This window comes from Streptomyces sp. NPDC048415 (genome assembly GCF_040651675.1).
In the GTDB taxonomy this organism is placed as follows: domain Bacteria; phylum Actinomycetota; class Actinomycetes; order Streptomycetales; family Streptomycetaceae; genus Streptomyces.
Genome location: NZ_JBEZKJ010000022.1, coordinates 1 through 25071, shown reverse-complemented (window position 1 = coordinate 25071; position 25071 = coordinate 1). Strand labels below are relative to the sequence as shown.

General features: G+C 72.0%; 27 protein-coding genes. 17 read left to right on the top strand and 10 right to left on the bottom strand.

Annotation, left to right across the window (positions count from 1 at the left end; translation table 11 throughout):
* Positions 1-18: 18 nt before the first annotated feature.
* Entirely contained in the window at positions 19-909 is an 891-nt protein-coding gene (locus AB0D27_RS16990) for a neutral zinc metallopeptidase (RefSeq protein ID WP_362508538.1), read from the bottom strand.
* A 188-nt stretch (positions 910-1097) separates the two neighbouring features.
* Here AB0D27_RS16990 and AB0D27_RS16985 point away from each other — a divergent pair, with 188 nt between their 5' ends.
* From AB0D27_RS16985 to AB0D27_RS16970, 4 genes are all read left to right on the top strand, one after another.
* Positions 1098-1967, top strand: a complete 870-nt coding sequence (locus AB0D27_RS16985) for a hypothetical protein (RefSeq protein WP_362508535.1) — start codon at positions 1098-1100, stop codon at positions 1965-1967.
* A gap of 91 nt (positions 1968-2058) precedes the next feature.
* Positions 2059-3657 carry an ABC-F family ATP-binding cassette domain-containing protein gene (locus AB0D27_RS16980; RefSeq protein ID WP_362508532.1) on the top strand — a complete coding sequence of 533 codons (1599 nt, stop codon included), beginning with the start codon at positions 2059-2061 and terminating at the stop codon, positions 3655-3657.
* A gap of 372 nt (positions 3658-4029) precedes the next feature.
* Complete coding sequence (locus AB0D27_RS16975) at positions 4030-4251, top strand: helix-turn-helix domain-containing protein (protein WP_006123601.1); 222 nt, start codon at positions 4030-4032, stop codon at positions 4249-4251.
* A 146-nt stretch (positions 4252-4397) separates the two neighbouring features.
* On the top strand, positions 4398-5189 hold the full coding sequence (locus AB0D27_RS16970) for an enoyl-CoA hydratase/isomerase family protein (protein ID WP_362508529.1): 792 nt from the start codon (positions 4398-4400) through the stop codon (positions 5187-5189).
* 92 nt (positions 5190-5281) lie between these two features.
* Here the strand turns inward: AB0D27_RS16970 and AB0D27_RS16965 are convergent, their stop codons facing one another.
* The gene (locus AB0D27_RS16965; RefSeq protein WP_362508527.1) at positions 5282-6013 is read right to left on the bottom strand and encodes a nucleopolyhedrovirus P10 family protein; all 732 of its coding nucleotides are present in this window, start codon (positions 6011-6013) and stop codon (positions 5282-5284) included.
* An 84-nt stretch (positions 6014-6097) separates the two neighbouring features.
* On the opposite strand from AB0D27_RS16965, the gene AB0D27_RS16960 reads away from it, so the two are divergent.
* From AB0D27_RS16960 to amaP, 5 genes are read left to right on the top strand one after another with little or no spacing between them, the layout of a single operon-like run.
* Positions 6098-6580 (top strand): Asp23/Gls24 family envelope stress response protein, encoded by a 483-nt coding sequence (locus AB0D27_RS16960; protein ID WP_362508524.1) that lies wholly within the window; start codon positions 6098-6100, stop codon positions 6578-6580.
* 31 nt (positions 6581-6611) lie between these two features.
* Positions 6612-6797, top strand: a complete 186-nt coding sequence (locus AB0D27_RS16955; RefSeq protein WP_362027959.1) for a hypothetical protein — start codon at positions 6612-6614, stop codon at positions 6795-6797.
* 3 nt (positions 6798-6800) lie between these two features.
* The gene (locus tag AB0D27_RS16950; protein ID WP_362508521.1) at positions 6801-7184 is read left to right on the top strand and encodes a hypothetical protein; all 384 of its coding nucleotides are present in this window, start codon (positions 6801-6803) and stop codon (positions 7182-7184) included.
* On the top strand, positions 7181-7855 hold the full coding sequence (locus tag AB0D27_RS16945; protein WP_362508518.1) for a DUF6286 domain-containing protein: 675 nt from the start codon (positions 7181-7183) through the stop codon (positions 7853-7855). Before AB0D27_RS16950 ends, AB0D27_RS16945 begins: the two co-directional genes overlap by 4 nt.
* 5 nt (positions 7856-7860) lie before the next feature.
* Complete coding sequence (amaP, locus tag AB0D27_RS16940; protein WP_362508515.1) at positions 7861-8439, top strand: alkaline shock response membrane anchor protein AmaP; 579 nt, start codon at positions 7861-7863, stop codon at positions 8437-8439.
* 10 nt (positions 8440-8449) lie between these two features.
* Here amaP and AB0D27_RS16935 read toward each other — a convergent pair whose 3' ends face one another.
* The 6 genes from AB0D27_RS16935 to AB0D27_RS16910 all read right to left on the bottom strand — a co-directional run bounded on the left by AB0D27_RS16935 (position 8450) and on the right by AB0D27_RS16910 (position 14405).
* On the bottom strand, positions 8450-9205 hold the full coding sequence (locus tag AB0D27_RS16935) for an SDR family oxidoreductase (RefSeq protein ID WP_362508512.1): 756 nt from the start codon (positions 9203-9205) through the stop codon (positions 8450-8452).
* 4 nt (positions 9206-9209) lie between these two features.
* Positions 9210-10994, bottom strand: coding sequence for a glycoside hydrolase family 15 protein (locus AB0D27_RS16930; RefSeq protein ID WP_362508510.1), 1785 nt, complete (start codon positions 10992-10994; stop codon positions 9210-9212).
* A gap of 72 nt (positions 10995-11066) precedes the next feature.
* Positions 11067-11858 carry an SURF1 family protein gene (locus tag AB0D27_RS16925; RefSeq protein WP_362508507.1) on the bottom strand — a complete coding sequence of 264 codons (792 nt, stop codon included), beginning with the start codon at positions 11856-11858 and terminating at the stop codon, positions 11067-11069.
* Between the two features lie 84 nt (positions 11859-11942).
* Positions 11943-12176, bottom strand: coding sequence for a hypothetical protein (locus tag AB0D27_RS16920; RefSeq protein ID WP_362508504.1), 234 nt, complete (start codon positions 12174-12176; stop codon positions 11943-11945).
* A gap of 78 nt (positions 12177-12254) precedes the next feature.
* On the bottom strand, positions 12255-13232 hold the full coding sequence (locus AB0D27_RS16915; protein WP_362508501.1) for a DEDDh family exonuclease: 978 nt from the start codon (positions 13230-13232) through the stop codon (positions 12255-12257).
* 555 nt (positions 13233-13787) lie between these two features.
* On the bottom strand, positions 13788-14405 hold the full coding sequence (locus tag AB0D27_RS16910; RefSeq protein WP_362508498.1) for a TetR family transcriptional regulator: 618 nt from the start codon (positions 14403-14405) through the stop codon (positions 13788-13790).
* A gap of 99 nt (positions 14406-14504) precedes the next feature.
* Between AB0D27_RS16910 and AB0D27_RS16905 the strand changes: the two genes are divergently transcribed.
* The 8 genes from AB0D27_RS16905 to AB0D27_RS16870 all read left to right on the top strand — a co-directional run bounded on the left by AB0D27_RS16905 (position 14505) and on the right by AB0D27_RS16870 (position 22321).
* A complete protein-coding gene (locus AB0D27_RS16905; protein ID WP_362508495.1) occupies positions 14505-15302 on the top strand; it encodes an acetoacetate decarboxylase family protein in 798 nt (265 codons plus the stop codon).
* Positions 15302-16186 (top strand): SDR family NAD(P)-dependent oxidoreductase, encoded by an 885-nt coding sequence (locus AB0D27_RS16900; protein WP_362508493.1) that lies wholly within the window; start codon positions 15302-15304, stop codon positions 16184-16186. Before AB0D27_RS16905 ends, AB0D27_RS16900 begins: the two co-directional genes overlap by 1 nt.
* An 11-nt stretch (positions 16187-16197) precedes the next feature.
* Entirely contained in the window at positions 16198-17481 is a 1284-nt protein-coding gene (locus tag AB0D27_RS16895) for an amidohydrolase family protein (protein WP_362508490.1), read from the top strand.
* Positions 17478-18707 (top strand): amidohydrolase family protein, encoded by a 1230-nt coding sequence (locus tag AB0D27_RS16890; protein ID WP_362508487.1) that lies wholly within the window; start codon positions 17478-17480, stop codon positions 18705-18707. Before AB0D27_RS16895 ends, AB0D27_RS16890 begins: the two co-directional genes overlap by 4 nt.
* A gap of 160 nt (positions 18708-18867) precedes the next feature.
* Positions 18868-19578 (top strand): VIT family protein, encoded by a 711-nt coding sequence (locus AB0D27_RS16885; RefSeq protein WP_362508484.1) that lies wholly within the window; start codon positions 18868-18870, stop codon positions 19576-19578.
* 110 nt (positions 19579-19688) lie between these two features.
* Positions 19689-20567 (top strand): sterol desaturase family protein, encoded by an 879-nt coding sequence (locus tag AB0D27_RS16880; RefSeq protein ID WP_362508481.1) that lies wholly within the window; start codon positions 19689-19691, stop codon positions 20565-20567.
* Positions 20564-21238, top strand: coding sequence for a lysoplasmalogenase (locus AB0D27_RS16875; RefSeq protein WP_362508478.1), 675 nt, complete (start codon positions 20564-20566; stop codon positions 21236-21238). The genes AB0D27_RS16880 and AB0D27_RS16875 overlap by 4 nt, the downstream gene beginning before the upstream one ends.
* A 39-nt stretch (positions 21239-21277) precedes the next feature.
* Complete coding sequence (locus tag AB0D27_RS16870) at positions 21278-22321, top strand: zinc-dependent alcohol dehydrogenase family protein (RefSeq protein ID WP_362508475.1); 1044 nt, start codon at positions 21278-21280, stop codon at positions 22319-22321.
* Between the two features lie 15 nt (positions 22322-22336).
* Here AB0D27_RS16870 and AB0D27_RS16865 read toward each other — a convergent pair whose 3' ends face one another.
* Positions 22337-23611 carry a CopD family protein gene (locus tag AB0D27_RS16865; protein WP_362508473.1) on the bottom strand — a complete coding sequence of 425 codons (1275 nt, stop codon included), beginning with the start codon at positions 23609-23611 and terminating at the stop codon, positions 22337-22339.
* Positions 23612-23711: 100 nt separating this feature from the next.
* On the bottom strand, positions 23712-25049 hold the full coding sequence (locus tag AB0D27_RS16860) for a CoA transferase (protein ID WP_362508470.1): 1338 nt from the start codon (positions 25047-25049) through the stop codon (positions 23712-23714).
* Between the last annotated feature and the right edge of the window lie 22 nt (positions 25050-25071).

Below are 25071 nucleotides of genomic sequence, written 5' to 3'. Positions count from 1 at the left end.
GGCCGCCCGCCGTCGCTCTCAGCGGAACGTGTTGCACTGAGCCATGTCGCCGCTGGTGAAGCCCTGGTAGAACCACTGCTGCCGTTGCTCGGCGGAGCCGTGCGTCCAGGTCTCCGGGGTCACCCGGCCCTGGAACCTCTCCTGGACCCGGTCGTCGCCGACGGCAGCCGCCGCGTCCAGACCGTCGCGGATGTCGGCGTCCCTGAGACTGGTCAGCAGCGCCTTGCCGGTCGCGTCGTTCCTGGCGGTCGTCGCCTGCCGCGCCCACACACCCGCGTAGCAGTCGGCCTGCAGCTCCCCCTTCACCGAGTTGCTGTCCGCGCCGGTCACACCGTCCTGGGACCGGGCCAGCGTCCCAATCAGGTCCTGCACATGGTGCCCGTACTCGTGCGCCACCACGTAGGCCTGCGCGAACGGTCCGCCGCTGGAGCCGAACTCGGTGCGCAGCTCGTCGAAGAAGCCCAGGTCCAGATAGACCTTGCGGTCGCCGGGGCAGTAGAAGGGCCCGACGGCGGACGTCGCGGTGCCGCACGCCGTGCCGACCCGGCTGCTGAAGAAGACCGTCGGGGACCGCGTGTAGGTGCCGCCGCGGCGGGCGAACTCCTGCGTCCAGTAGGTCTGGACGCTGTTGACCACCGCCACCATGCGGCAGTCCTCCTGGGCGTTGGCGTCCCGTCCCTTCTTGCAGGACTGCTGGACCTGCGCGAGCGAGTAGGCGCTCGCCGCGGGAGGGTCACTGCCGGAGGACAGTCCGAGCTGGTCGGGACCGATTCCGAAGAACAGCGCGAGGAGAAGGGCGATCAGCCCGGCGACGCCACCGCCGACGGTCGCCCTGCCGCCGGGGATTCGACTGCCGCGCACATCCTGCACCTCGGAGGTGTCCAGGTCGGCGTCGTCGTCGAACTGCATGGCACATCCCTGTCTGCCGTACGTCGCTCCGTGGCGCCATCCTCATACGCCCCCAGCAGCGCGGCCCGGACGGAGGTCCGAACGGGGGACGCGCTCGACCCCGTCCGCCGTGTCCCGAGAGCCCTTCCGCCCACCCGCGTCTAAGCTCTGCGCCTGATCCATGGGCTGTGGTGGCGAAGGGGGGCACGGTGGCCGTTCCGCCGATCCAGGTGACGGCCCCGGACACCCTCGCCCGACGCCCCCAGCACACGCCCGCCGAGCCCGCACCCATCCCGAGGACACCGCCGCGAGCGCCCCACCGGGACCCCGGGCCCCGAGCGCCCCACCAGGACCCCGCCCCGCACCGCGCCCTGCGCCGTGTCCTGCCCGCCGTCCTCGCCCTCCTTCTGGCAGCCCCCCTCCTCGCGGCAGCGCACCGGGTCCGCCCGGCACCCTACGGAGACCACCTCACCGTCCACGCGCGCGTGGAGCACGACCGGCGGCCCGCGCTGCGGAGGACGGGGATCACCGTCGAGGCGTACGACCAAGCGACCGGGCGTCCCCTGTGGGCGTACGCGCGAAAGGGCCGGCACCCGCTGGACGTGCTCCACGCGCGCGGGGACGCGATCGCGCTCTGGGACGACGGACTGGTCACCGCCACCGCTACCGCCACGGCCACTGAGCCCGGCGGCGGCAGCGCGGCGCGCTGGCACCGGGCCCTTCCCGGGGCAGCCCCGTGGCTGGCGGCCCACGGGAGAGCGGGCGTGCTGCGCAGCCTCGGCCCCCGCATGCTGGCCGTCGTCACCCCGCGGCGCATCGCCGCGTACCGCATCGCTGACGGCGATCTGCGCTGGGTGCTGCCCGCCCGCCTCGGCTGCGCCTTCGCTCCCGCGCGCGCGGTGCGTCACCACAGGGCGCTGCTCATCGCGCAGCCCTGTGCCGCCACCGACAACTGGACCGGCGAGATCATCGCCGTGGACGACCTGGGCAGGATCACCCCGGACCGGACGCCGCTGGGCAACGAGCGTCACAGTGCCGAACACCCGCACATCGGAAAAGTGGTTGCACGACCCCGTTAGACTTGGCCCATGGCCATTCTCCTCGCGCACTAGACGGCGGGAACGTCCTCAGCCGTCCATCCCGCCAACGACCCTGCCCTGGAGTCTGTCCGTGATCTCCGCCTCCGGTATCGAGCTGCGCGCCGGCGCCCGCCTCCTCATCGAGTCCGCCACCTTCCGCATCGCCAAGGGCGACCGCATCGGTCTGGTCGGCCGCAACGGCGCGGGCAAGACGACGCTCACCAAGGTCCTCGCAGGCCAGGGCGTCCCCGCCGCCGGCAACGTCACCCGCTCCGGCGAGGTCGGCTATCTGCCGCAGGACCCGCGCACCGGCGACCTCGACATACTCGCCGGTGACCGCATCCTCTCCGCGCGCGGCCTGGACACCCTGATCCGCAAGATGCGCGAGAACGAGCAGCGCATCGCGGGCGGCTCGGGCGCCACCCGCGAGAAGGCCATGCGGCAGTACGAGCGCCAGGAGACGGAGTTCCTCACCAAGGGCGGGTACTCCGCCGAGGCCGAGGCCGCCACCATCGCCGCCGCGCTCAACCTGCCGGACCGGGTGCTCGGTCAGCCCCTGCACACGCTCTCCGGTGGTCAGCGCCGCCGTATCGAGCTGGCCCGCATCCTTTTCTCGGACGCGGACACGCTGCTGCTCGACGAGCCCACGAACCACCTCGACGCCGACTCGATCGTCTGGCTGCGCGACTACCTGAAGACGTACCGCGGCGGCTTCATCGTGATCTCCCACGACGTCGACCTCGTCGAGACGGTCGTCAACAAGGTCTTCTATCTGGACGCCAACCGCGCCCAGATCGACGTCTACAACATGGGCTGGAAGCTCTACCAGCAGCAGCGCGAGGCCGACGAGAAGCGCCGTAAGCGCGAGCGGCAGAACGCCGAGAAGAAGGCCGCCGTGCTGCACTCGCAGGCCGACAAGATGCGCGCCAAGGCCACCAAGACGGTCGCCGCGCAGAACATGGCCAAGCGCGCCGACCGGCTGCTCGCCGGGCTCGACGCGGTACGGGTCTCGGACAAGGTCGCCAAACTGCGCTTCCCCGAGCCCGCGCCCTGCGGCAAGACCCCGCTCATGGCCGAGGGTCTGTCGAAGTCGTACGGCTCGCTGGAAATCTTCACCGATGTCGACCTGGCCATCGACAAGGGCTCCCGCGTCGTGATCCTGGGCCTGAACGGCGCCGGGAAGACGACCCTCCTCCGCCTCCTCGGCGGCGTCGAGACGCCCGACACCGGCGAGGTCGTCGAGGGCCACGGCCTCAAGCTCGGCTACTACGCGCAGGAGCACGAGACCCTCGACCCCGAGCGCACGGTCCTGGAGAACATGCGCTCCGCCGCCCCCGACCTCGACCTCGTCCAGGTCCGCAAGACGCTCGGCTCGTTCCTGTTCTCCGGCGACGACGTCGACAAGCCCGCCGGCGTCCTCTCCGGCGGCGAGAAGACGCGGCTCGCTCTCGCCACCCTCGTGGTCTCCTCCGCGAACGTCCTCCTCCTCGACGAGCCGACGAACAACCTCGACCCGGCCAGCCGCGAGGAGATCCTCGGCGCGCTGCGCACCTACAAGGGCGCCGTCGTCCTCGTCACCCACGACGAGGGCGCCGTCGAGGCGCTCCAGCCGGAGCGGATCATCCTGCTGCCGGACGGCGTCGAGGACCTGTGGGGCGCCGACTACGCGGATCTGGTCGCGCTGGCATAAACCGAGACCCGGGCCCCGGGCGTGTCAGCGGGGCTTGATCGAATGACTGATCCACTGCGTATGGATCATTCGGCCGATCCGTGATCCATCATCTGTGTGAGATCTCCTCGTACCGAGGTGTGTCCTACATCGATTTCGCGGCCGAGCCCTTTATTCCCAAGGGCTCGGCCGTCTCGCGTCGCTGACCAGGCACTTCGCGCAAGAACCCGTTCGGGCGCACGGACGACGACAGCCGGAACCCGTTATTCCACTCGTGGGGACGGGCTCCTGTCGTCAAAACCTTGTCTTACGGACCTTGCCGAATGGGTGGCCATGAGGCCCGGGAGGGGTGATCATGAGAGTCCAGAGCGCACTTCCCATGAGGAGGCACGGGTGGCCGAGACTCTGAAGAAGGGCAGCCGGGTGACCGGCGCCGCGCGCGACAAGCTCGCGGCAGACCTGAAGAAGAAGTACGACTCCGGTGCGAGCATCCGGGCGCTGGCCGAAGAAACCGGCCGCTCGTATGGCTTCGTGCACCGGATGCTCAGCGAATCGGGCGTCACGCTCCGAGGGCGTGGCGGAGCGACGCGGGGCAAGAAGGCCGCCTCGGCCTGAGGCCGGGCGTCCCCATCGGCTTCGGTGGTGACCACCCGGTCGGTCGGGTGACCGACCGGGTGGTTACTGTGCAGTCACTTAGGTGTGTCCCTCGTGTTCCTCATGAGGTACGCATCTGATCCGACCGCATTCATCGGAGGCGCCCCATGGCTTCGCTCGACCCGGTATTCGACAAGGACGGCGTACGGCTCACCCTCGACGACGCGATCGCCACGGTGACGCTGACCAACCCGGCCAAGCGCAACGCCCAAAGTCCTGCTCTGTGGCGGGCGTTGGCGCAAGCCGGACGGTCACTGCCGGGCTCCGTCCGGGTGGTCGTCCTGCGCGCCGAGGGCAAGTCCTTCTCCGCGGGGCTCGACCGACAGGCGTTCACGCCCGAGGGGTTCGACGGGGAACCGTCGTTCATCGACCTCGCTCGGGGCTCCGACGCCGAGCTCGACGGGACCATCGCCGAGTACCAGGAGGCGTTCACCTGGTGGCGGCGCAGCGACATCGTGTCCATCGCCGCCGTGCAGGGGCATGCCGTCGGTGCGGGATTCCAGCTCGCGCTCGCCTGTGATCTGCGCGTCGTCGCGGACGACGTGCAGTTCGCCATGCGCGAGACCAGCCTGGGGCTGGTGCCCGACCTCACGGGGACGCATCCGCTGGTGAGCCTCGTGGGATACGCCCGCGCACTCGAAATCTGCGCGACGGGTCGCTTTGTGTCGGCCGAGGAGGCCGAGCGGAGCGGGCTCGCCAACCTCGCGGTGCCCGGCGGCCAGCTTGAGGACGCGGTCCGTGACTTGGCGTCGGCCCTGCTGGCCGCGCCGCGAGACGCCGTCATCGAGACGAAGGCCCTTTTGCGCGGGGCGCAGGACCGTACGTACGAGGAGCAGCGTGTCGCCGAGCGTGCCGCGCAGGCTAGGAGGCTTCGGGACCTCGCCGGGGTGGGGGACTGAGATTGTCTTTGGGCTGCGGGTCGTGGGGGCTGCTTGCGCCCACGCGCCGGAGCCGCACATGTCACAGCCCCCGCCCCTATAGGGACGCTCCTTCAGTGAACGGCGGTTACCACTACGGCCACCGACGGGCCGTCGGGCAGTGCGCGCGTGACCGCCGCTCTGACGGCCCTGGCCACATCGACGGTCCGCTCCTCCGCCGTCACCGCCAGTTCGACGCGGACATGGCGGCGCGGCAGGGACGTCTCCCCGCCGGAGAGGTCGGTGATGTGGACGGGGTGGCCCAGGGCGTTCGTCAGATGGGTAACGCCCGGAACGGAGAGGGCGGCGGTCGCCGCCCGTGCCTCGTCGGGGTCCGTCGGATCGGGGGCCTCTCGTACGTCGTCAGGGCGTACGGCGACGGGAGCCCCGCCCTCCTCCACCAACCCCGTGGCCCGCAGGTCCACCTCCGTGACCGTCAGGCCCAGTCGCTCCGCCGCCGCCGCGGCCAGGGCCAGGCGCAGGCGAGCCGCAGTCGTCGGGAGTGGCTCGGCGCCCGGGGCCGTGGGGTCGGCCGAGGTCTTGAACTCGGCGTGAATGCGCAGGGGACCGGGCGGTAGCGCGCCGGGCGGGGGCGGCACGGCGGGGTCGTACACCTCGTCCGGGTCGGCGAGCGAGATCCGGAGCGTGCCGAGGCGCACCCCGTGCACGGGTTCCGCCGCGCGCCGCAGAACCGAGTCGGCCGCCCCCTCCGCGATCCACGCGCCGTCGTGCGGGAGGCCGAGGGGCAGTACTCTGCCGAGCCCGAGCCGCTGCTGTGCCCCTTGCGTCCACCGGTCTGCCGTCATTGCTCCAGCCTGCCGCATCCCCGGCGCATGTCCCCGCAACCCCGCTTACTGTGGGGGAGGGGACGACCGAAAGGACGTACGCCGATGGCTGACATGACGGAGCGGAACCGCGCGGAGAGCCCCGACGCGGACACGGAGCTGCCGGGGACCCGTAAGACCACCCGACGCGGCGGCGGAGATCCGGCCACCCGGGGACGGACCACGATCGCCGACGGTGTGGTGGAGAAGATCGCCGGGCTCGCCGCCCGCGACGTACTCGGCGTGCACGCGATGGGCAGTGGGCTGAGCCGGACCTTCGGGGCGGTGCGCGACCGGGTTCCCGGCGGCACGAAGTCCGTCTCGCGGGGTGTGAAGGCCGAGGTCGGCGAGGTGCAGACCGCGCTCGACCTGGAGATCGTCGTCGAGTACGGCGTGTCGATCGGGGACGTCGCCCGCGCCGTACGGGAGAACGTCATCGCGGCCGTCGAGCGGATGACCGGACTCGAGGTCGTCGAGGTCAACATCGCCGTCAGCGACGTAAAGCTGCCGGAGGAAGAGGAAGAGGAGCCGGAGACACGGCTTCAGTGACGCCCGGCCACAGAACCGCTGAGGAGCGCACATGAGCTTGGCCGTGATCGGCATGATCGCCGGAATGGCGCTGGGCTTCGCCGGCTACTTCGGGGGTTTCGGCGCCTTCCTCCTGGTGGCCGCCCTGGGTGCCGTCGGTTTCGTCGTGGGGCGGTTCCTCGAAGGGGATCTGGACCTCGGCGACTTCTTCCGCACCCGCGACGACCGGCGGCGGTGAGGCGTGCCCCCGCACGTCGACCGGATCGGCGAGACACGGCGTCCCGTGACGGCCGTCGCGGCGGCCGAGCGGGGCGCGACCCGGATCGCCGACCGGGTCATCGCGAAGATCGCCGCACAGGCGGCGCGGGAAGTGCTTCAGGCGCCGCCCCGGGACGCCGGGCCCCCGCACGCGACGGTCACCGTGCACCACGAGAGCGCCCGCGTCCGTGTCAGCCTCGAACTCGGCTACCCCTGCGACATCGGCCGCCAGTGCAATGCCGTGCGTCGTCATGTCGCCGAGCGGGTAGAGGAGTTGGCGGGGATGGAAGTGCCGGAGGTGGCCGTCCAGGTGGAACGCCTGCACCTGGCGCAGGCGCCCGGCGCGGCACAGGGGAGGACGCAATGAGCGAGCCCCAGGGCTCCGAGAGCACCCAGCGCATGCCCGTCATGGAAAAGGCGGACGGGAGCGCGCTGGGACAGTCCGCCTCCGCGGCGGCCTATGAACCGCTGCACACCGTCGAGGACGAGGACGGCGGCCAGGGCCGGTTCTGGTCCGCCCGCCGGGTGTCCGCGGGCATCCTCGCCGTGCTGCTGCTCGTCGGCGCGGGCGCCTTCCTGTACGACATCGCGGCCGTGCGCGCCCATCGGCCCGCCATGCGCTGGCGCCGAGCGCTGGCCCGGCAGCTCAGCGAGCGGCCCCTCGACGACACCTGGGTGCTCATCGGCGCGGGAGTCGCGGCCGCCCTCGGAATCTGGCTGATCGTCCTGGCCACCACACCCGGGCTGCGGGACGTGCTGCCGATGCGGCGCGTCCACGCCGACGTGCGGGCGGGGCTGCACCGCGGCGCCGCGGCGTTGGCGCTGCGCGACCGGGCCATGGAGGTCGCCGGAACGCAGTCGGTCCGGGTCCGTGTGGGACGCAAGAGGGTCGATGTCCGCGCGGTCTCGCACTTCCGTGAACTCGACGACGTGCGCGCCGACTTGGACGCCACACTCGCCGACGGCATCAGGGGGCTGGGGCTCGCCCGGCCGCCCGCGCTTTCGGTGCATGTCAGGCGCCCGGGACGGAAGGGGTGAGGCCGGTGCTCCGGATCGTCAACCGCGCACTGATCGGGGTCATCGGTCTCGTGCTGGTCGTCCTCGGCGGCTCCGTGCTCGCCGTCGGGCTCGGTGTGCGTCCGCCCTCGTGGTGGATCCACGACGGGCGGCACGACGTACTGCTCAGCGACGCCGAGCGGACCCGTTGGCGGGGCGACGGCTGGTGGTGGCCGACCGTCATCGTCGTCCTCGCGGCCCTCGTGCTGCTCGCCCTGTGGTGGCTGGCGGCCGTACTGCGGCGCCGCCGGCTCGCCGAGGTGCTCGTCGACACCGGCGACGGCGAGGGCGCCCTGCTGCGCGGGCGGGCCCTGGAGGGCGTACTGGCCGCCGAGTCGACGCAGTTGGACGGCGTCGAACAGGCCCAGGTCCTGCTGACCGGCCGGCGCAGCACGCCCGAGGCGCGGGTGCGGCTGCTGCTGGAACCGCATGTGGACCCCGGCCACGCGCTGCACCTGCTGACGGCGGAGGCGCTCGCGCACGCGCGGGACTCGGCGGGCCTCGCCGCGCTCCCCGCGGAGGTACGCCTCCGCGGGGTCAAGCACCGTGCCGAGCGGGTGAGTTGACGGCCCGGGATCAGAACCCGTGCCGCATCCCGCCGTCCACCGGCACCATGATGCCGGTGAGGTACGAGGCCGCCGGGGAGAGCAGAAACGCGGCGGTGCGGCCGAACTCCTGCGGGGTGCCGTAGCGGCGCAGCGGAATGCGGGACTCGTTGGCCGCGCGGGTGGCCTCCGGGTCGGCGGAGAGGCCGTCGAGTTCGCGGACGCGGTCGGTGTCGATGCGGGACGGGAGCAGGCCGACGACGCGGATGCCGCGCGGGCCCAGCTCGTCCGCGAGGGACTTGGCGAATCCCGCGAGGCCGGGCCGCAGAGCGTTGGAGATGGTCAGCCCGGGGATCGGCTCGTGCACCGAGCCGGAGAGCACGAAGCCGATGACACCGCCCTCGCCGAGCTCCGCGGCGGCCGCGCGGGCCAGCCGCACCGCGCCCAGGAAGACCGACTCGAACGCGGCCGTCCACTGCTCGTCCGTGTTGTCGGCGACGAACCCGGGCGGCGGGCCGCCGACGCTGATCAGGATGCCGTCGAAGCCGCCGAAGTGCTCACGTGCGGCGGCGATCAGCCGTCCCGCGGTTTCGGGGTCGGCGTTGTCGGCGGCGACCCCGACCGCGTTCGGGCCCAGCGCGGACGCGGCGTCGGCGGCGCTCTTCTCGGCGCGCCCGGTGACGATCACCTTCGCGCCGTCGCCGACGAGTTCTCGCGCGGCGGCGCTGCCCAGGCCACGGGTGGCTCCCGTGACGACGTACACACGGTCCTTCAGTCCAAGATCCATGCCCCTATCCTGCCTGCTCGGTCCCGAACAGGGTGAGGGCGGTCCCCACCAGACCGATGTGGCTGAACGCCTGCGGGAAGTTGCCGAGCAGGCGGCCCGCGACGGGGTCGTACTCCTCGGCCAGCAGGCCCACGTCGTTGGCCAGCGCCGCCAGTCGTTCGAACATCTCGCGGGCCTCTTGGGTGCGGCCCGTCCTGTGCAGCGCCTCGGCGAGCCAGAACGAGCAGACCAGGAAGGTGCCCTCGTCGCCGGGGAGCCCGTCGATGACGGTCTCGTCGGTGCTGTAGCGGCGCAGGAAGCCGCTGTGGCCCAGCTCCTCGCGGACCGCGTCGATCGTGCCGATGACCCGCGGATCGTCGGGCGGCAGAAAGCCGACGCGGGGGATGAGCAGTGTCGAGGCGTCCAGCTCGCGTGAACCGTAGGACTGCGTGAAGGTGTTGCGCTCGGGGTCGTAGCCGCGCTCGCACACCTCCCGGTGCACCTCGTCGCGCATCGTGCGCCAGCCCGCCAGGTCGCCGCCGAGCTTCGGATTGCTCTCCAGGGAGCGTACGGCGCGGTCGGCTGCCACCCAGGCCATCACCTTCGAGTACACGAAGTGCCGGCGCGGGCCCCGCACCTCCCAGATCCCCTCGTCCGGCTGCCGCCACGCCGTGCGCAGGAAGTCCATCAGCGCGACCTGCACCCGCCACATGTGCGGCTTGGACGGCAGGCCCGCACGCCGGGCCAGCGACAGCGAGTCGATGACCTCGCCGTACACGTCCAGTTGCAACTGCTGTACGGCGTCGTTGCCGACCCGGACCGGGAACGAGCCCGCGAAGCCGGGCAGCCACGGCACCACGTACTCGGTCAGGCGGCGCTCGCCGGCGAGGCCGTACATGATCTGGAGGTCCGCCGGGTCGCCCGCGACCGCGCGCAGCAGCCAGTCGCGCCAGGCCTCGGCCTCCTCGTGGTAGCCGGCCGACAGGAGCGCGCCGAGGGTGAGCGTGGAGTCGCGCAGCCAGCAGTAGCGGTAGTCCCAGTTGCGCACGCCGCCGATCTCTTCGGGCAGCGAGGTGGTGGGGGCGGCCACGATGCCGCCCGTCGGCGCGTAGGTGAGGGCCTTGAGGGTGATCAAGGAGCGGACGACGGCGTCCCGGTGCGGGCCGTCGTAACGGCAGCGGGCCGCCCACTCCTGCCAGTCCTCGACGCTGGTTTCCAGCGCCTCGAACGGGTCGCTCAGCGGCGGCCGCGGTTCGTGGGAGGGATGCCAGGTCAGTACGAAGGCGACCCTCTCGCCCGCCTCGACGGTGAACTCCGAGTGGGTGCGGAAGTCCTTGCCCCAGGTGTGCACGGGCGGTTCGGTGCGCAGCCACACCGAGTCCGGGCCCGCGACCGCCACCCGGTGACCGTCGGCGCGGCGCATCCACGGCACGATTGAGCCGTAGTCGAAGCGCAGCCGGAGCAGGCTGTGCATCGTCACCCGGCCGCTGAGCCCTTCGATGACGCGTACGAGATCGGGGGCGTGCTCGCGCTGCGGCATCAGGTCGGTCACCCGGACCGCGCCCGCGTCCGACTCCCACTCGGTGTCGAGCACGAGCGTGTCCGGTCGGTACGCGCGCCGGGTGCAGGGGCCCGCTCCCTTCGGCGCGATGCGCCAGTGGCCGTGGTCCTCCTCGCCCAACAGCGCCGCGAAGCAGGCCGCCGAGTCGAACCGGGGCAGACACAGCCAGTCGACGGAGCCGTCGCGGCCCACCAGAGCGGCGGTCTGCTCGTCCCCGATGAGCGCATAGTCCTCGATGCGTCGGTGCACGTGGGGCGAGTTCCCGGCCGGGGTGGGGGCCAATCCGGGCGCGGGACCGACCGGGTGATACCCGGCCCGGCGTTACACGCCCGCCGTGGCCGTTTCCGGCGCCGCCTCCGTCGCGGCGGCCTCTGCCCGGTCACGGCGTTCGCGGCGGACCAGGATCACCCAGCCCACGGGGACGCCCGCGGAGAAGAGCCACCACTGGATCGCGTACGCCATGTGCGGACCGATGTCGCTGTGCTCGGGATCGGGGATCAGCTCGGGGGAGTCGCCCTTGGGCCGCGGCGCGGTCTGCTCGATGTAGCCGCCGAGGACCTGCCTGCCGAGCCGCCGCGCCTGCTGCTCACTGTTGATCAGCATGACCTGGCGGTCGGGCAGGCCCTTGACGTTCTTGATGCCGCTGTCGGCGGTCGTCTGGTCGGCCATGAGCCGGCCGGTGACGGTGATCTCGCCCCGCGCCGGCACCGGGATCTTGGGGAACGCGGTCTGTGCCCCGTCCGCCGGGACCCAGCCCCGGTTGACCATGAGCACCCGGCCGTCGTCCAGGACGAAGGGAGTCAGGACGTGGTAGCCGACCTCGCCGTCGGCATTGGTGCGACGGCGTACGACCTCTTCGTGCGCGGTGTCGAAGTGGCCCTTCGCGGTCACCCGGCGGTAGAGGTCGTCGTGCTTGATGAGCTGTCCCGGTGCGGTGAGCGACTCGGCGGCCACCGGCTTCGCGGCCAGCGAGTCGGAGATCACCGTGTTCAGCGCCACCTTGTGCTCATGGCGGTGCAACTGCCAGAAGCCCAGCTTGATCATCGTGGGGATGAGCACGAGGGCCACAAGGGTGAGGATCACCCACTGGCGGGACAACAGGAAGCGGTACACCCCACGACCGTACAACTCGGTCGCGGGGCGCATTCAGGGGGGTGCACGCCGAAGCGGGCAGTGGGCTCGGCCCCCGGCCGGGCTTCAGGCCTTGTCGATGATCCCCACCTTCCCCTCCGCGCGGGCGCAGTGCGCCCCGCAGAACCAGTGGCCCTCGACTTCGACGCCCTGGCCGATGATCTGGACGCGACAGTGCTCGCAGATGGGGGCCATCCGGTGGATCGCGCAGGAGAAGCAGTCGAAGACGTGCACCGCGCCCTGCGCGTGCACCTCGAACGTCATGCCGTAGTCATTGCCACATACTTCGCATCTCGCCATGCGCCACAGGGTGGGGCGCCGACGCCGCGCGGGCGAGCGGGCGCCGGGCGAGTCGCCCGCCAATCACCCGTACGTCCGTCACGTCCCCGACGCCGGCTCCACGTCCCGCAGCAACTGGCCGAACGCCGCCTCGTCGATCACCGGCGTACCGAACTGCTTGGCCTTGACCACCTTCGACGTACTGGAGTCCGGGTCGTTCGTCACCAGCAGGCTGGTGAGCCGGGACAGGCTGGTCGCGACATGCAGGCCGGCCTCGACGGCGCGGTCCTCCAGCAGTTCACGGTCGACGGAGGTGTCCCCGGAGAACGCGACCCGCATGCCCTGCTTGAGAGGTTTGCCCTCTTCATATCGGCCTGGGTTGGGATAGGGGCATGCGGGGCGCTTGCGGGAAGGCCGCCAACTGCCGGACGGGTAGCCCCCGGAGGATTGGCGGCCGATCCGTGGCCCGGAGGCCCACTCGGTGAGCGGCCGGCATTCCAGGAGCGGCAGCCGGATGCCGTCACGTGCGGCGGCCCGCAGGCTCGGCCGGAACGCCTCGGCCAGCACGCGCGCGTCGTCCAGCGCGTGGTGCGCGCGCTGCTGTACGACCCCGAAGTGCGCGGCCAGCGACTCCAGCTTGTGGTTGGGCAGCGGCAGCCCCAGCTCCTTGGAGAGCGCGATCGTGCACAGCCGCTGCCGCACCGGCGCCTCGCGCTCCGTGCGCGCGTACTCCCGCGCGATCATCGACCAGTCGAAGACCGCGTTGTGCGCGACCAGCACACGGTCGGCGAGCCGGGAGGCGAAGTCCTCGGCGATGTCCTGGAAGAGCGGCGCCCCTTCCAGGACATCGCTCGTCAGACCGTGGATCCACACCGGACCCGGGTCACGCTCCGGATTGACCATCGTGTACCAGTGGTCCTCGACCTCACCGCGCGCGTCCAGCCGGTAGACGGCGGCCGAGATTATCCGGTCGTCACGGGCCAGCCCTGTGGTCTCCACGTCAACGACCGCGTATCCCTGCGGATACGCGGCCGGCCAGGAGGCTGGGGACGCTGCGGTCGTGAGGTCTTCGAGCATGGTCCCTGAGGATACGGGCCGCGACTGACAGGCCGGCCGTCGCCTTCCCGCAACGAGGAGCCGCTCAGGGCCCGCCACTTGGCCACGCGCGCGGGGAGCCGCAAGAGGGGTGGACAGCCCTGGAGTTGACGCGCCTCGGCTCGGCGCCGCCCCAGGTCCCCGGCCGTCAGCGGTTCGAGGCGCATCCGTCGACCGCCCGGGCGGCAGGCGGTACACAGCGCTGGTGGCCCCTTCAGGGGCGCTGCCTCCGCGCACCAGTGCGAGCAGGGTGTGCTTCCGGGCGGCCGCCTCGCCGAGGCCGGCGGCTCGCTGATCCGGCAGATCGACGGGGAACGGATTCGGCCCTCGCCGCTCGCGTCCGCGCACCCGAGCACCGGCGTGACGAGCCCCTCGGAGCCGCCGGCGTTCGCGTCCGCGCACCCGAGCACCGGCGTGACGAGCCCCTCGGAGCCGCCCCGCGATCAGGAAGTCCAGGAAGGCGCCGACCGGGTGGGCCGGCGAATATTTCCGAGGCCCGGGTGTGTCCGCTTCCGTGGGCCCGAGGGCCGCGTCGGCTCAGCCGGCGAGCAGCGATTCCACCAGCGCCCTTACGGAGGTGGCGAACAGCCTCTCCTGATCGACCGGCCCGGCCAGGGCGCGCGCGAGGGCGGGGTCGTCCGCCGCGGCCTCGGCGCCCCACAACTCCTCCTCGGCGGGCCGCTGCGCGGGCGCGCGTTCCCGGTTGCGCTCGACGAGGACGAAGCCGACGACCTGGAACTGCACGGCGCGTACGACCTCGGCGGCCCGCGCGCCCCGCAGTCCCGCCGCATGCACCTCGCGCACCAGCGCCTGCTGGGCGGGCAGGAACATGCGCTCGGTCAGACCGCGTTCGTGGACCATCGCGACGAGATGTGGATGGGCGCGCAGCTGTCGGCGAAGGGTGCGGGCCACGGAGGCGACGCGCTGTGCGGGGGTCCGGCCGGCCGGGCGGATCTCGCCCAGCTCCGCCACGGTCCGCTCGACGAGCGCGTCGAGCAGGGACTCGCGATTCCCGACGTGCCAGTAGATCGAGGTGACCGCGCTGCCCAGCTCGGCGGCCAGCTTGCGCATGGTCAGGGCGTCCGGGCCGTGCTGCTTCACCAGATTCGCGGCGGTGTCGAGGACCGTCTCGCGGGTCAGTGCCGGTCTCGTCATGGCGCCCCCAAGTCTTCGTCGTGCACGCGTATTTACCCTTCGCCGCGACTGCTGTAACTCTGTTACAGGTGACGGCCCATCAGAGAAGGGCGGTACGACATGGCACGAGTCAGGTACGGCGCACGGACCGAGGCGGAGATAGCCGCCGCGCGCATCGCGAGTTCCCGGCTTCCCGACATCTGGTCCACCGGCGTGGTGGCCGTCTGGGAGAGCGATCCCGACGCGGTCGCGGCGGTGCTGCCGCCCCCGCTGAAGCCCACCGGGCGGCCCCTGGTGCGGGTGAACATCAGCAAGGTCGACCTGCCCGGATATCCCCTGGGCGCGGGATCGTTCGCCGTGGCCGCGGCGCACGACGGCGTCGAGGGCTGGTATCCGCTCGTCATGCCGATGACCCACGAGCGGGCCCTCCTCGGCGGTCGCGAGGTCTTCGGGGAGCCGAAGAAGCTCGGCGAGGTGACGGTCGAGCGCGACGGTCTCGTCGTCCGCGCCGCACTCGCCCGGCATGGCATCGCGTTCGTCGAGGTGCGCGGCGCGGTGAGCGGGGACCTGCCGCTGCCCGAGCCCACCCAGAAGACCGACTTCTACTTCAAGTTCCTTCCCTCGGTGGACGGTTCCGGCTTCGACGCCGACCCCGTCCTCGTGCACTGCCTGCGCAACGAGAAGGTGCGCAAGCTGGAGCGAGTCACCGGTGACGTCGTCCTGCGCGAGTCGATGTACGACCCGGTCGCCGACCTCCCGGTGCGCGAACTGGTCGAGATCACCCTCGGGGAGAAGACCACCGACCAGAGGGGCAAGGTCGTCGAACGGGTCAGCGGGCGAGCCCTGCTGCCGTACATCCACCAGCGTTACGACGACCCTCGGCAGATCCTCGACGGGCCGCCCGAGGGGAGCCTGTGATGGAGCTGCGCGCAGGGCAGGTCGCCGTCGTCACCGGCGCGGCGAGCGGCATCGGGCTCGCGATGGCACGACGGTTCGCTGCGGACGGCCTGAAGGTGGCCCTGGCGGACGTGGAAGAGGGGGCCCTGGAGAAGGCCGCCGCCGCGCTGCGCGAGGACGGCGCCGAGGTCTACGCGCGCGTGGTGGACGTCGGGCAGCGGGACCAGGTGGAGGCGCTGGCCGCCGAGACGTACGAGAAGTACGGCGCCGTGCACGTCCTGTGCAACAACGCCGGTGTCGGCTCGGGCGCCGAGGGCCGCATGTGGGAGCACGACCCGAACGACTGGAAGTGGGCGTTCGCCGTCAACGTGTGGGGCGTCTTCCACGGCATCCAGGCGTTCGTCCCCAGGATGATCGCCGGCGGTGAGCCGGGCCACGTCGTCAACACCTCGTCCGCAGACGGCGGGATCGCACCGCTGCCCACCGCCTCCGTGTACGCCGTCACCAAGGCGGCCGTCGTGACCATGACCGAGTCGCTGTACGCCCACCTGAAGGCGGAGCACGCGCGCGTGGGCGCGTCGGTGCTCTTCCCAGGGCCCCACATGCTCCGTACCGGCCTGTGGGAGTCGCACCGCAACCGGCCCTCGCGCTACGCGAAGCAGAAGCCCAGGAAGACCCCGTACCGCAGCCTCGGTCAGTGGGAGGCCGCGATGAAGGAGGCGGGTCACGAGGTGCGGTTCACGCCGGTCGAGGAGGTCGCCGACCTCGTCGCCGAGGGCATCCGCCGGGACCGCTTCTGGCTGCTGCCGGAGAGCGAGCACAGCGACCGGCAGATCCGGGCGAGGTCGCAGTCGATGCTCGACCGGGCCAATCCGTCGTACTTGGAAAACTTCATCCTCGACTGAGGGGGCGCGCGATGACCGACCAGGACCCCTATCTGATCATCTCCTCCGACTGCCATGCCGGCCTCCCCACCGAGGAGTACCGGCCCTACCTTGACCCCCGTTTCCACCGGGACTTCGACGAGTTCCTCGCGGGCCGCGACCGGCGCCGCGAGGAGATGACGCGGCTCGGCATCCGCAACGAGGCGTTCGCGAACAAGTGGTTCCAGGACAACGAGGAGGGGCTGCGCGGCGGTTGGGACACCGCGCAGCGCCTCAAGGAACTGGACGGCGACGGCGTCGCGGGGGAGGTGGTCTTCCCGGACGCGGACGCCGTGGACAGCCAGACGGCGGCGCCCTTCGGCGTGGGTCTCGGCCTCTCCGGGGACCAGGACCCCGAGCTCGGCATGGCGGGCGCGCAGGCACACAACCGCTGGCTCGCCGACTTCGTCTCCGAGAACCCCGAACGGCACTGCGGCGTCGCCCTGTTGCCCGTCACCGCCGACACCGAGCGTGTCGTCGCGGAGGTGCACCGGGCCAAGGAGTCGGGACTCGGCGCCTTGATGATCCCCTCCATGTGGGTGGACAAGGAGCCGTACCACGACCGCCGTTACGACCCCGTGTGGGCGGCGGCGGCAGAGTGCGGGATGCCGGTGGTCACCCACTCCGGGGCGGCACCGCGCCACGAGTACGGCGACCACTTGGGAATCTACGTCAGCGAGGTCACCTGGTGGCCCGCCCGTCCCCTCTGGTTCCTGCTCTGGTCCGGGGTCTTCGAACGGCACCCGGGCCTCACGTTCGGTGTGGCCGAGTCGGGTTGCTGGTGGCTCCCCAACCTCCTGTGGTTCATGGACCGCCTCTACCTCGGCGCGCACGGCGGCAAGAAGCTGTCCCCCTTCGCGGAGCTCAAACGGCCACCCCATGAGTACCTCGACCGGCAGCTCTTCATCTGTGCGACGAACACCAAGCGTCGCGAACTGGCCCAGCGCTACGAGATCGGCGTCGACAACATCCTCTGGGGCAGCGACTTCCCGCACCCGGAGGGCACCTGGCCCGACACGCGCGCGTGGCTGGCGAAAACCTTCCATGACATCCCGGTGTCGGAGACCCGCCGCATGCTCGGTCTCGCGGCGGCGGACGTCTTCGGCTTCGACGTCGACAAGCTCACGCCGCTCGCCCGGCGCATCGGCCCGACCCCCGCCGACCTGGGCCAGAGCGACGACCAGACGGCCGTCGAGGCGTCCTGGGCGCGCTCGCGCGAGGTGGGCCGCCACTGGCTGACGGACCACGACTTCCCGACCCTGGGGGTGACCCCGTGACCGACGACCACTACACGGTGATCTCCGCGGACTGTCACGCGGGCGCCGATCTCCTCGACTACAGGCCGTACTTGGCGAAGAAGCACCACGAAGCCTTCGACGCGTGGGCGGCCACGTACGTCAACCCCTACGAGGACCTGCTCGCCGACACGGCCGACAAGAACTGGAACTCCGAGCGCCGCCTCGCGGAGCTGGAGGAGGACGGGATCGTCGCGGAGGTCGTCTTCCCGAACACCATCCCGCCGTTCTTCCCGTCGGCCTCCCTGATGGCACCGGCCCCCACGGCAGAGGAGTTCGAGCAGCGGTGGGCGGGGCTGCGTGCCCACAACCGCTGGCTCGCGGACTTCTGCGCGGCCGCGCCGGGCCGCCGTGCGGGTGTCTTCCAGATCCTCCTGAACGACGTTGACGAGGCGGTGAAGGAGATCCGCTGGGCCGCGGACGCGGGCCTCAGGGGTGGCCTCCTGCTGCCCGGCACACCCCCCGGCTCGGGGCTTGCTGAGCTGTACTCATCGACGTACGACCCGATCTGGGCGGTCTGCGCGGAGCGGGGCGTGCCCGTGAACCACCACGCGGGCTCCGCCTCGCCCCCGCTGGGCGACGAACCGGCCGCCCGGGCGGTCTTCATGGTGGAGACGACGTGGTTCTCGCACCGGGCGCTGTGGCACCTGGTGTTCGGCGGCGCGTTCCACCGTCACCCCGGCCTGAAGCTCGTGTTGACCGAGCAGGGCTCGGGCTGGATCCCCGGCGTGCTCGACATGCTGGACTACTACCACGGGCGCCTGATGGCGGCTGCCACGAAGGCGTTGACGGCCGAGTCCAAGTTCGGCGCGGGACTCGCCGCGGCGATGGGCAAGGGCCCTTCGGAGGTCTGGCGGGACAACTGCTTCGTCGGCGCCAGCTTCATGCGCCCGCACGAGGTGTCGCTGCGCGACCGCATCGGTCTCGACAAGATCATGTGGGGCAGCGACTACCCGCACGACGAGGGCACCCACCCCTACTCCCGAGAGGGCCTGCGCATCGCCTACGCGGGCCTGCCGAAGGAGGAGATCGCCGCCATGGTCGGCGGCAACGCGGCCCGCGTGTACGGCTTCGACCTGACCCACCTGGACGGGATCGCGGCGAAGGTCGGCCCCACGGTGGCGGAAATCGCCGAGCCCCTCGACGCACCGCCCGCGGACGCGACGAGCCCGGTGTTCGCGAAGGGAGCGTCGGTACGGGTGTGGTGACGCCCGGGGGCCGTCGGTACGGGTGGAGTGAGGCTCCGGGGACCCCGTCGGTACGGGTGCAGTGAGGCTCCGGGGACCCCGTCGGTACGGGTGGAGTGAGGCTTCGGGGGCCGTCGGGTCGGTACGTTGCTGACGGCGCCCGAAGTGCGATCCTCCCCCTGTGATGGAACCAACGCACGACGAGGCTCACGCGGGCGTGCTCGGCGCGCGGCTGAACTGGCTGCGCGCCGCGGTTCTCGGCGCCAACGACGGCATCGTCTCCACCGCGGGCCTCGTCGTCGGCGTGGCGGGCGCCACGGACGACCGCTCCGCGCTGCTCACCGCGGGGCTCGCGGGACTGCTGGCCGGCTCCATGTCGATGGCGACGGGCGAGTACGTCTCCGTGTCCACCCAGCGGGACTCGGAGCTGGCCGCCCTGGCACTGGAGAAACGGGAGCTCAGGGAGCAGCCGGAGGCCGAGCTGGAGGAGCTGACCGAGCTGCTGGAGCAGCGGGGCATGTCACGGCGGGTGGCCCTCGAGGCGGCGGAACAACTCACGGCGCGGGACGCCCTGAGGGCCCACGCGCGCGTGGAGCTCGGCATCGACCCCGACGCGCTCACCAATCCCTGGAACGCGGCGTGGGCGAGCTTCCTTTCCTTCACGGTGGGCGCGCTGCTCCCGCTGCTCGCGATCGTGCTTCCGCCGGCGCACTGGCGACTGCTCATCACCGTGGTGTCGGTACTGGCCGCGCTCGTCCTCACCGGCTGGACCAGCGCGCGACTCGGAGCGGCGAAACCGGGACGGGCGGTGCTGCGGAACGTGGCCGGGGGCGCGCTGGCGATGGGGGTGACGTACGCGGCGGGAGCCCTGCTCGGCGCGGCGGGCGTATGAGCGCGCCGTGGCCATTGGCGGAGATCACCAAGAAGCAAGCGCGTACCGCCGGTAATACTTGTGGGTAACAACGTCTAGCCGCGGGCGACCAGCGGTTCTACGGTGCACCCATGCCGAACCTCCCCAATGTCGTGGTCTGGTCCATACCCGCCTTCGTACTGCTCACCGTCATCGAGATGGTGAGTGTCCGGCTCCATCCGGACGATGAGGGCGCGGAGGCGGGGTACGAGGCGAAGGACGCCGCGACGAGTGTCGGCATGGGGCTCGGGAGCCTCGCCTTCGACTTCCTGTGGAAGATCCCGATCGTCGCGATCTACTCCGCGATCTACGAACTGACGCCCCTGCGGGTGCCCGTCCTGTGGTGGACGGTCCCGCTGATGCTGCTCGGACAGGACTTCTTCTACTACTGGTCCCACCGCGGCCATCACGTGATCCGCATCCTCTGGGCCTGCCACGTCGTCCACCACTCCAGCCGGAAGTTCAACCTCACCACCGCCCTGCGCCAGCCGTGGACGACCTGGACCGTATGGCCCTTCTACGTCCCGCTCATCGCCCTCGGCGTGCACCCGGCCGCGCTCGCGTTCTGCTCCTCCGCGAACCTCGTCTACCAGTTCTGGATCCACACCGAGCGCATCGACAAGATGCCCCGGTGGTTCGAGTTCGTCTTCAACACGCCCTCCCACCACCGCGTCCACCACGCCTCCCAGGGCGGCTATCTGGACCGCAACTTCGGCGGCATCCTCATCGTCTGGGACCGGCTCTTCGGATCGTGGGTCCCGGAGACCGAGCGGCCCGTCTACGGGCTCACCAAGAACATCGCCACGTACAACCCGTTGCGCGTGGCCACCCATGAGTACGCCGCCATCGCCAGGGACGTGAAGGCGGCGGCGAGTTGGCGCGAGCGGGCGGGGCGGGTCTTCCGCGGGCCCGGCTGGCAGCCCGCCCCGCCGGCCGCCGCGCAGACGCCGGCCACGGAGCCCGTCGCGTGAAAAACCCACGCCTCGCGCGCGTGCTGCTCGTTTCCTTCGGCGTCGCGGTCGCGGTGGACCTCGTCTGCCTGGCCGCCGGATACGACCCCGGGCACCGGATCGCCAAGCCCCTGCTGATGCCGCTGCTCGCCGCCCACGTGGGCGCACGCGGCGGTCCGCGCCTGCTGGTCGCCGCCCTGCTCTGCGGCTGGGGAGGCGACGTTCTACTGCTCTTCGACGCCGACCCCGCCTTCCTCGTGGGAATGGCATCCTTCGCGGCGGGGCACGTGGGGTACCTCGTTGTGTTCCGGAGAGGTCCACGCGCGCGTGGACCATGGATCGCAGGGTCGTACGCTCTGGCCCTCGTCGCCACCGTCACCCTCCTGTGGCCCGACCTCCCCGCCGGTCTCCGCATCCCCGTCGCGGGCTACAGCCTGCTGCTGACCGCGATGGCGTACGGGGCCACGCGGCTCGGACCCGTCGCGGGTCTCGGCGGCGCCCTCTTCCTGCTCTCGGACACACTGATCGCCACCGGAGTCGCCGACTGGCCGCAGCTGCCGAGGCCGGACTTCTGGATCATGCTCACGTACTGCGCGGCCCAGTTCCTGCTGGTCCGCGGCGTGCTGGACACCCTCGGCGCGCGGCCCGCGCCCGCGGCGGCGTACGGTGAGATGCGCTCAACCACCCCCTGAGCGCATTCATCGACGCCCCGCACGAGAAGGACCCTCGCCATGCGCGCCACTCTCATCCACGCCCCGTACGACATGCGCGTGGAGGACGTTCCCGAGCCCGTGGTGCAGCTGCCCACCGACGCGGTCGTACGGGTGCTGCGCTCCTGTATCTGCGGCAGCGACCTGTGGGCGTACCGCGGCGAGGCGGCGCGGCAGCCGGGGCAGCGGATCGGACACGAGTTCCTCGGCCTCGTCGAGGAGACCGGCTCCGAGGTGACCGGTGTCCGGCGCGGTGACCTCGTCGTCGCGCCCTTCATGTGGTCCGACGGCGTGTGCGAGTACTGCCGCGAGGGGCTCACCACCTCGTGCGAGCACGGTGGCTTCTGGGGTGCGGTCGGCTACGACGGCGGGCAGGGCGAGGCCGTGCGCGTCCCGTTCGCCGACGGCACCCTCGTACAGCTGCCCAAGGAGGCGGCCTCCGACGAACACCTGCTGTCCGCCCTCCTGACGCTCTCCGACGTCATGGGCACGGGACATCACGCGGCTCTCGGCGCGGGGGCTCGCAAGGGCGCCACCGTCGCCGTCGTCGGGGACGGGGCCGTCGGGCTGTGCGCCGTACTGGCCGCCAAGCGGCTGGGCGCCGAGCGGATCATCGCGCTGGGGCGCCACCAGGTACGTACGGACATCGCGCGGCGCTTCGGCGCCACGGACGTCGTCGCCGAGCGCGGTGAAGCGGCCGTCGAGGCCGTGCGCGAGCTGACCCGGGGCCAGGGCGCGCACTGCGTCGTCGAGGCGGTCGGCACCGAGCAGTCCATGCGGACAGCCGTGGACATCACCCGCGACGGGGGCGCCATCGGCTTCGTGGGGGTTCCGCACGGCAGCGGTACGGGCCTGGATCTGGGCGTCATGTTCGACCGGAACATCGCCCTGCGCGGCGGTGTCGCACCCGTGCGCGCGTACATCCCGGAACTGCTGCCCGACGTCCTCGACGGCACCATCGACCCGTCGCCCGTCTTCGACCGGACGGTCGGCCTGGAGGACGTACCCGAGGGCTACAAGGCCATGGACGAGCGCACGGCCCTCAAGGTCCTGGTCGCCAACTGAGCCGGTGGCCGGGGCTCACCATCGGATGGGCAGCGGCAGCGCCGTCAATGCGCCGGAGACCGTGACGACCACGCCCAGTGCCACGACCTCCGCCCGCGCGGGGGAGTAGGCGCTGAGCGGGTCCGCCGCCCGGCGCAGCCGCAGCCGCGCCGACAGGGCGAGGACGGCGACGACGGCCACCACGAGCAGCTTGGCCAGCAGGGCGCGCCCGTACGCCGTCGCCGTCAGCTGGTCCAGGACGGTGCCGGGTGGCATCCGGCGCAGCGCGCTCCAGGTACCGGTCGCCGTGATCACCGCCAACAGGACGGCCGCCACGCGCGCGTAGAGACCGAGAAGCGCGACACCCGCCTCCGAGGGCCGCTTGATTCCGGCGTGCGAAGGACGCGCGACGTCCGCCTCCGAGGGACGCGCGACGTCCACCTCTGAGGGTGGCACGGCCCGGGCCTCCGAGGGTGGCACGGCACCCGCCTCCGAAGGACGCGCGAGGTCCGCCTTCGAGGCGGGCACGGCCCCCGCCTCCGAAGAGCGCGCGGAACCCGTCCCCGAAGGGCGCGCGGAACCCGTCCCCGAAGGGCGCGCGGAACCCGTCCCCGAAGGGCGCGCGGAACCCGTCCCCGAAGGGCGCCACTTCCGCAGCGTCCGCAGCACGTGCAGCAGGCTGCCCGCCCACAGTGCCGCGCACGTCAGGTGAATGAGGGTCAGGCCGGAGCCGAGCAGCGAGTTGTGCTCCGTCGACGGGTGGGCGCGCAGCGCCTCCGCGACCACCACCGCGGCCAGTGGCCACCCTTGGGTGGCCGGCCGGCGCGAGCGGGCGCACAGCCATGCCACCGCGAACGCGTTGACCTCCAGCAGCGCCAGCTTGCCGTCCCGGGTCCGGTAGAGGCCGCCGACGTCCATGTCGGAGAGGTGGTGCGGCAGCAGATTGCCGGTGGCCACGACGGAGGCGAGCCCCAGCGCGGCGACGAACCCGGCGGCGGCGCAACAGGCCGCCCAGCTGCGCGGTTGGTGTTCCAGGGGCGCGCCCGGCACGCGGCGGCCCAGCCGGGCCGCGAAAAGTTCGCCCGCCGCAACGCACAACGCCGCGAGCAGGACCGCACGCAGCACGGCGATGCCGGCGACGCCGGGGGCCGCGGCCTCGCCCGTCCCCTGCAGCGCGGCGCGCGGACCCAGCAGCGGGATGAGGGCCGCGACGGCCACCAGGGCGAGTACGGCGACCGCCCGGCCGGTGGCACGGCGCCGCGCCGGCTCGCTCTCGCCCGCCACCTCGGCTGCCGGTCGTATCAACGTCACCTCACGATCCTCGCCAGGTGTCACAGATCCGGGCAAGTCCGGGGAAACAACTGGCGGAACGGCATTCCGCCCACAGATACGTTCCCGGCCGACCCGCGACTCAGGCCCACCGGGCCGAGTCGGTCCCCCAAGGCCCCGGCGGTCGCGCCCAGTCGGCCGGACCGCCCGTGAAGGAGACCGGCGGCAGGGCGTAGCGCAGCCGCCCGATGCCGCTGTCCCGCTCGGCGAGCCAGGCATCCGGCCGGTCGTACGCCGCCTCGGTCGCTCCACCCGTCGTCCTACCTGTCACCCCTGTCACCCCTGTCACTCCTGTCACCCCTGTCACCCCCGTCACCGCGTCCGCCGTCCCGCTCCGCTCGATCCCGTCCGTCAGCCAGGCCGCCGTCCGGGCCAGCGACAGCCGTAGGAGCCGGCCGTGGCCCTGCTCCGACTGCTCGGTCAGCGCCCGCAGAACAGCCGCCGCCAGCAGATAGCCCGTCCCATGGTCGAGGGCCTGCGCGGGCAGCACACCGGGCTGTTCCCGGGAGCCCTCGATCGCGGCGATCCCGGTGGCCACTTGCACCAGGCTGTCGAACCCCCGCCGCGCACCCCACGGCCCGTGGTCGCCCCAGGCCGACAACTGCGCCACGATCAGCCCGGGCCCGCGCTCGGCCAGCGCCTCGGGCGAGAGCCCGAACCGGTCCAGGGCGCCAGGCCGGTACCCGGTGACGACGACGTCCGCCGCCGAGAGCAGCTCCTCGAAGGCGCGCCGGCCGACCGTCAGGTCCAGCGTCGTCGACCGCTTCCCGAAGCCCGTGTCCGCGTGCGCGTCGGGATCCTCCGGCAACTGCGGCGCGTCCACCCGCAGCACGTCCGCCCCCAGCAGGGCGAGGGTGCGGGTGGCGACCGGGCCCGCGATGACCCGGGTCAGGTCCAGCACGCGCAGTCCGGCGGCAGGCAGCAGCGGATCGCCGGCGAGCGGACTCCGCACGCGCGCGCGTGCGGAGTCCGTACGGTGACGCTCGATCAACGGCCGCTCAGCGACCGCGATCCCTTGCTCGTGCGCGGCCCACTCCTTGGTCGTCCGCAGCGCGACAGCCAGGCCCCCGGCGCCGTACACCGACTCCTCCACCTCCAGCGCGGACCGCTCGGCGAGCAGACGGGCGACGTCCTCCACGGTCGCGCCGTCCGTCAGCCCCAACGCGTCCACCAGCCGGGCCCGGTGATGCGGATAGTTCGCGTGCGTCCGCACCCACCCGTCAGCCGTCGGCCACAGCCGCGACAACGGCGCGAAGCTGACCGGCGCGCGCCCGTCGACCATCAGATGCCGCTCACTGACGAACGCGGTGGCCACGGCCCCGTCGTCCACGCGTACCCGGGGCACCTCCGCCGGTTTGCGCTGTTCTCCTACGACGGCTCCGTCGGCGTGCTCAGCTGGGCTACTGACCTGGCTCGTCACTGAACTGGACCTCCCTCGAGGC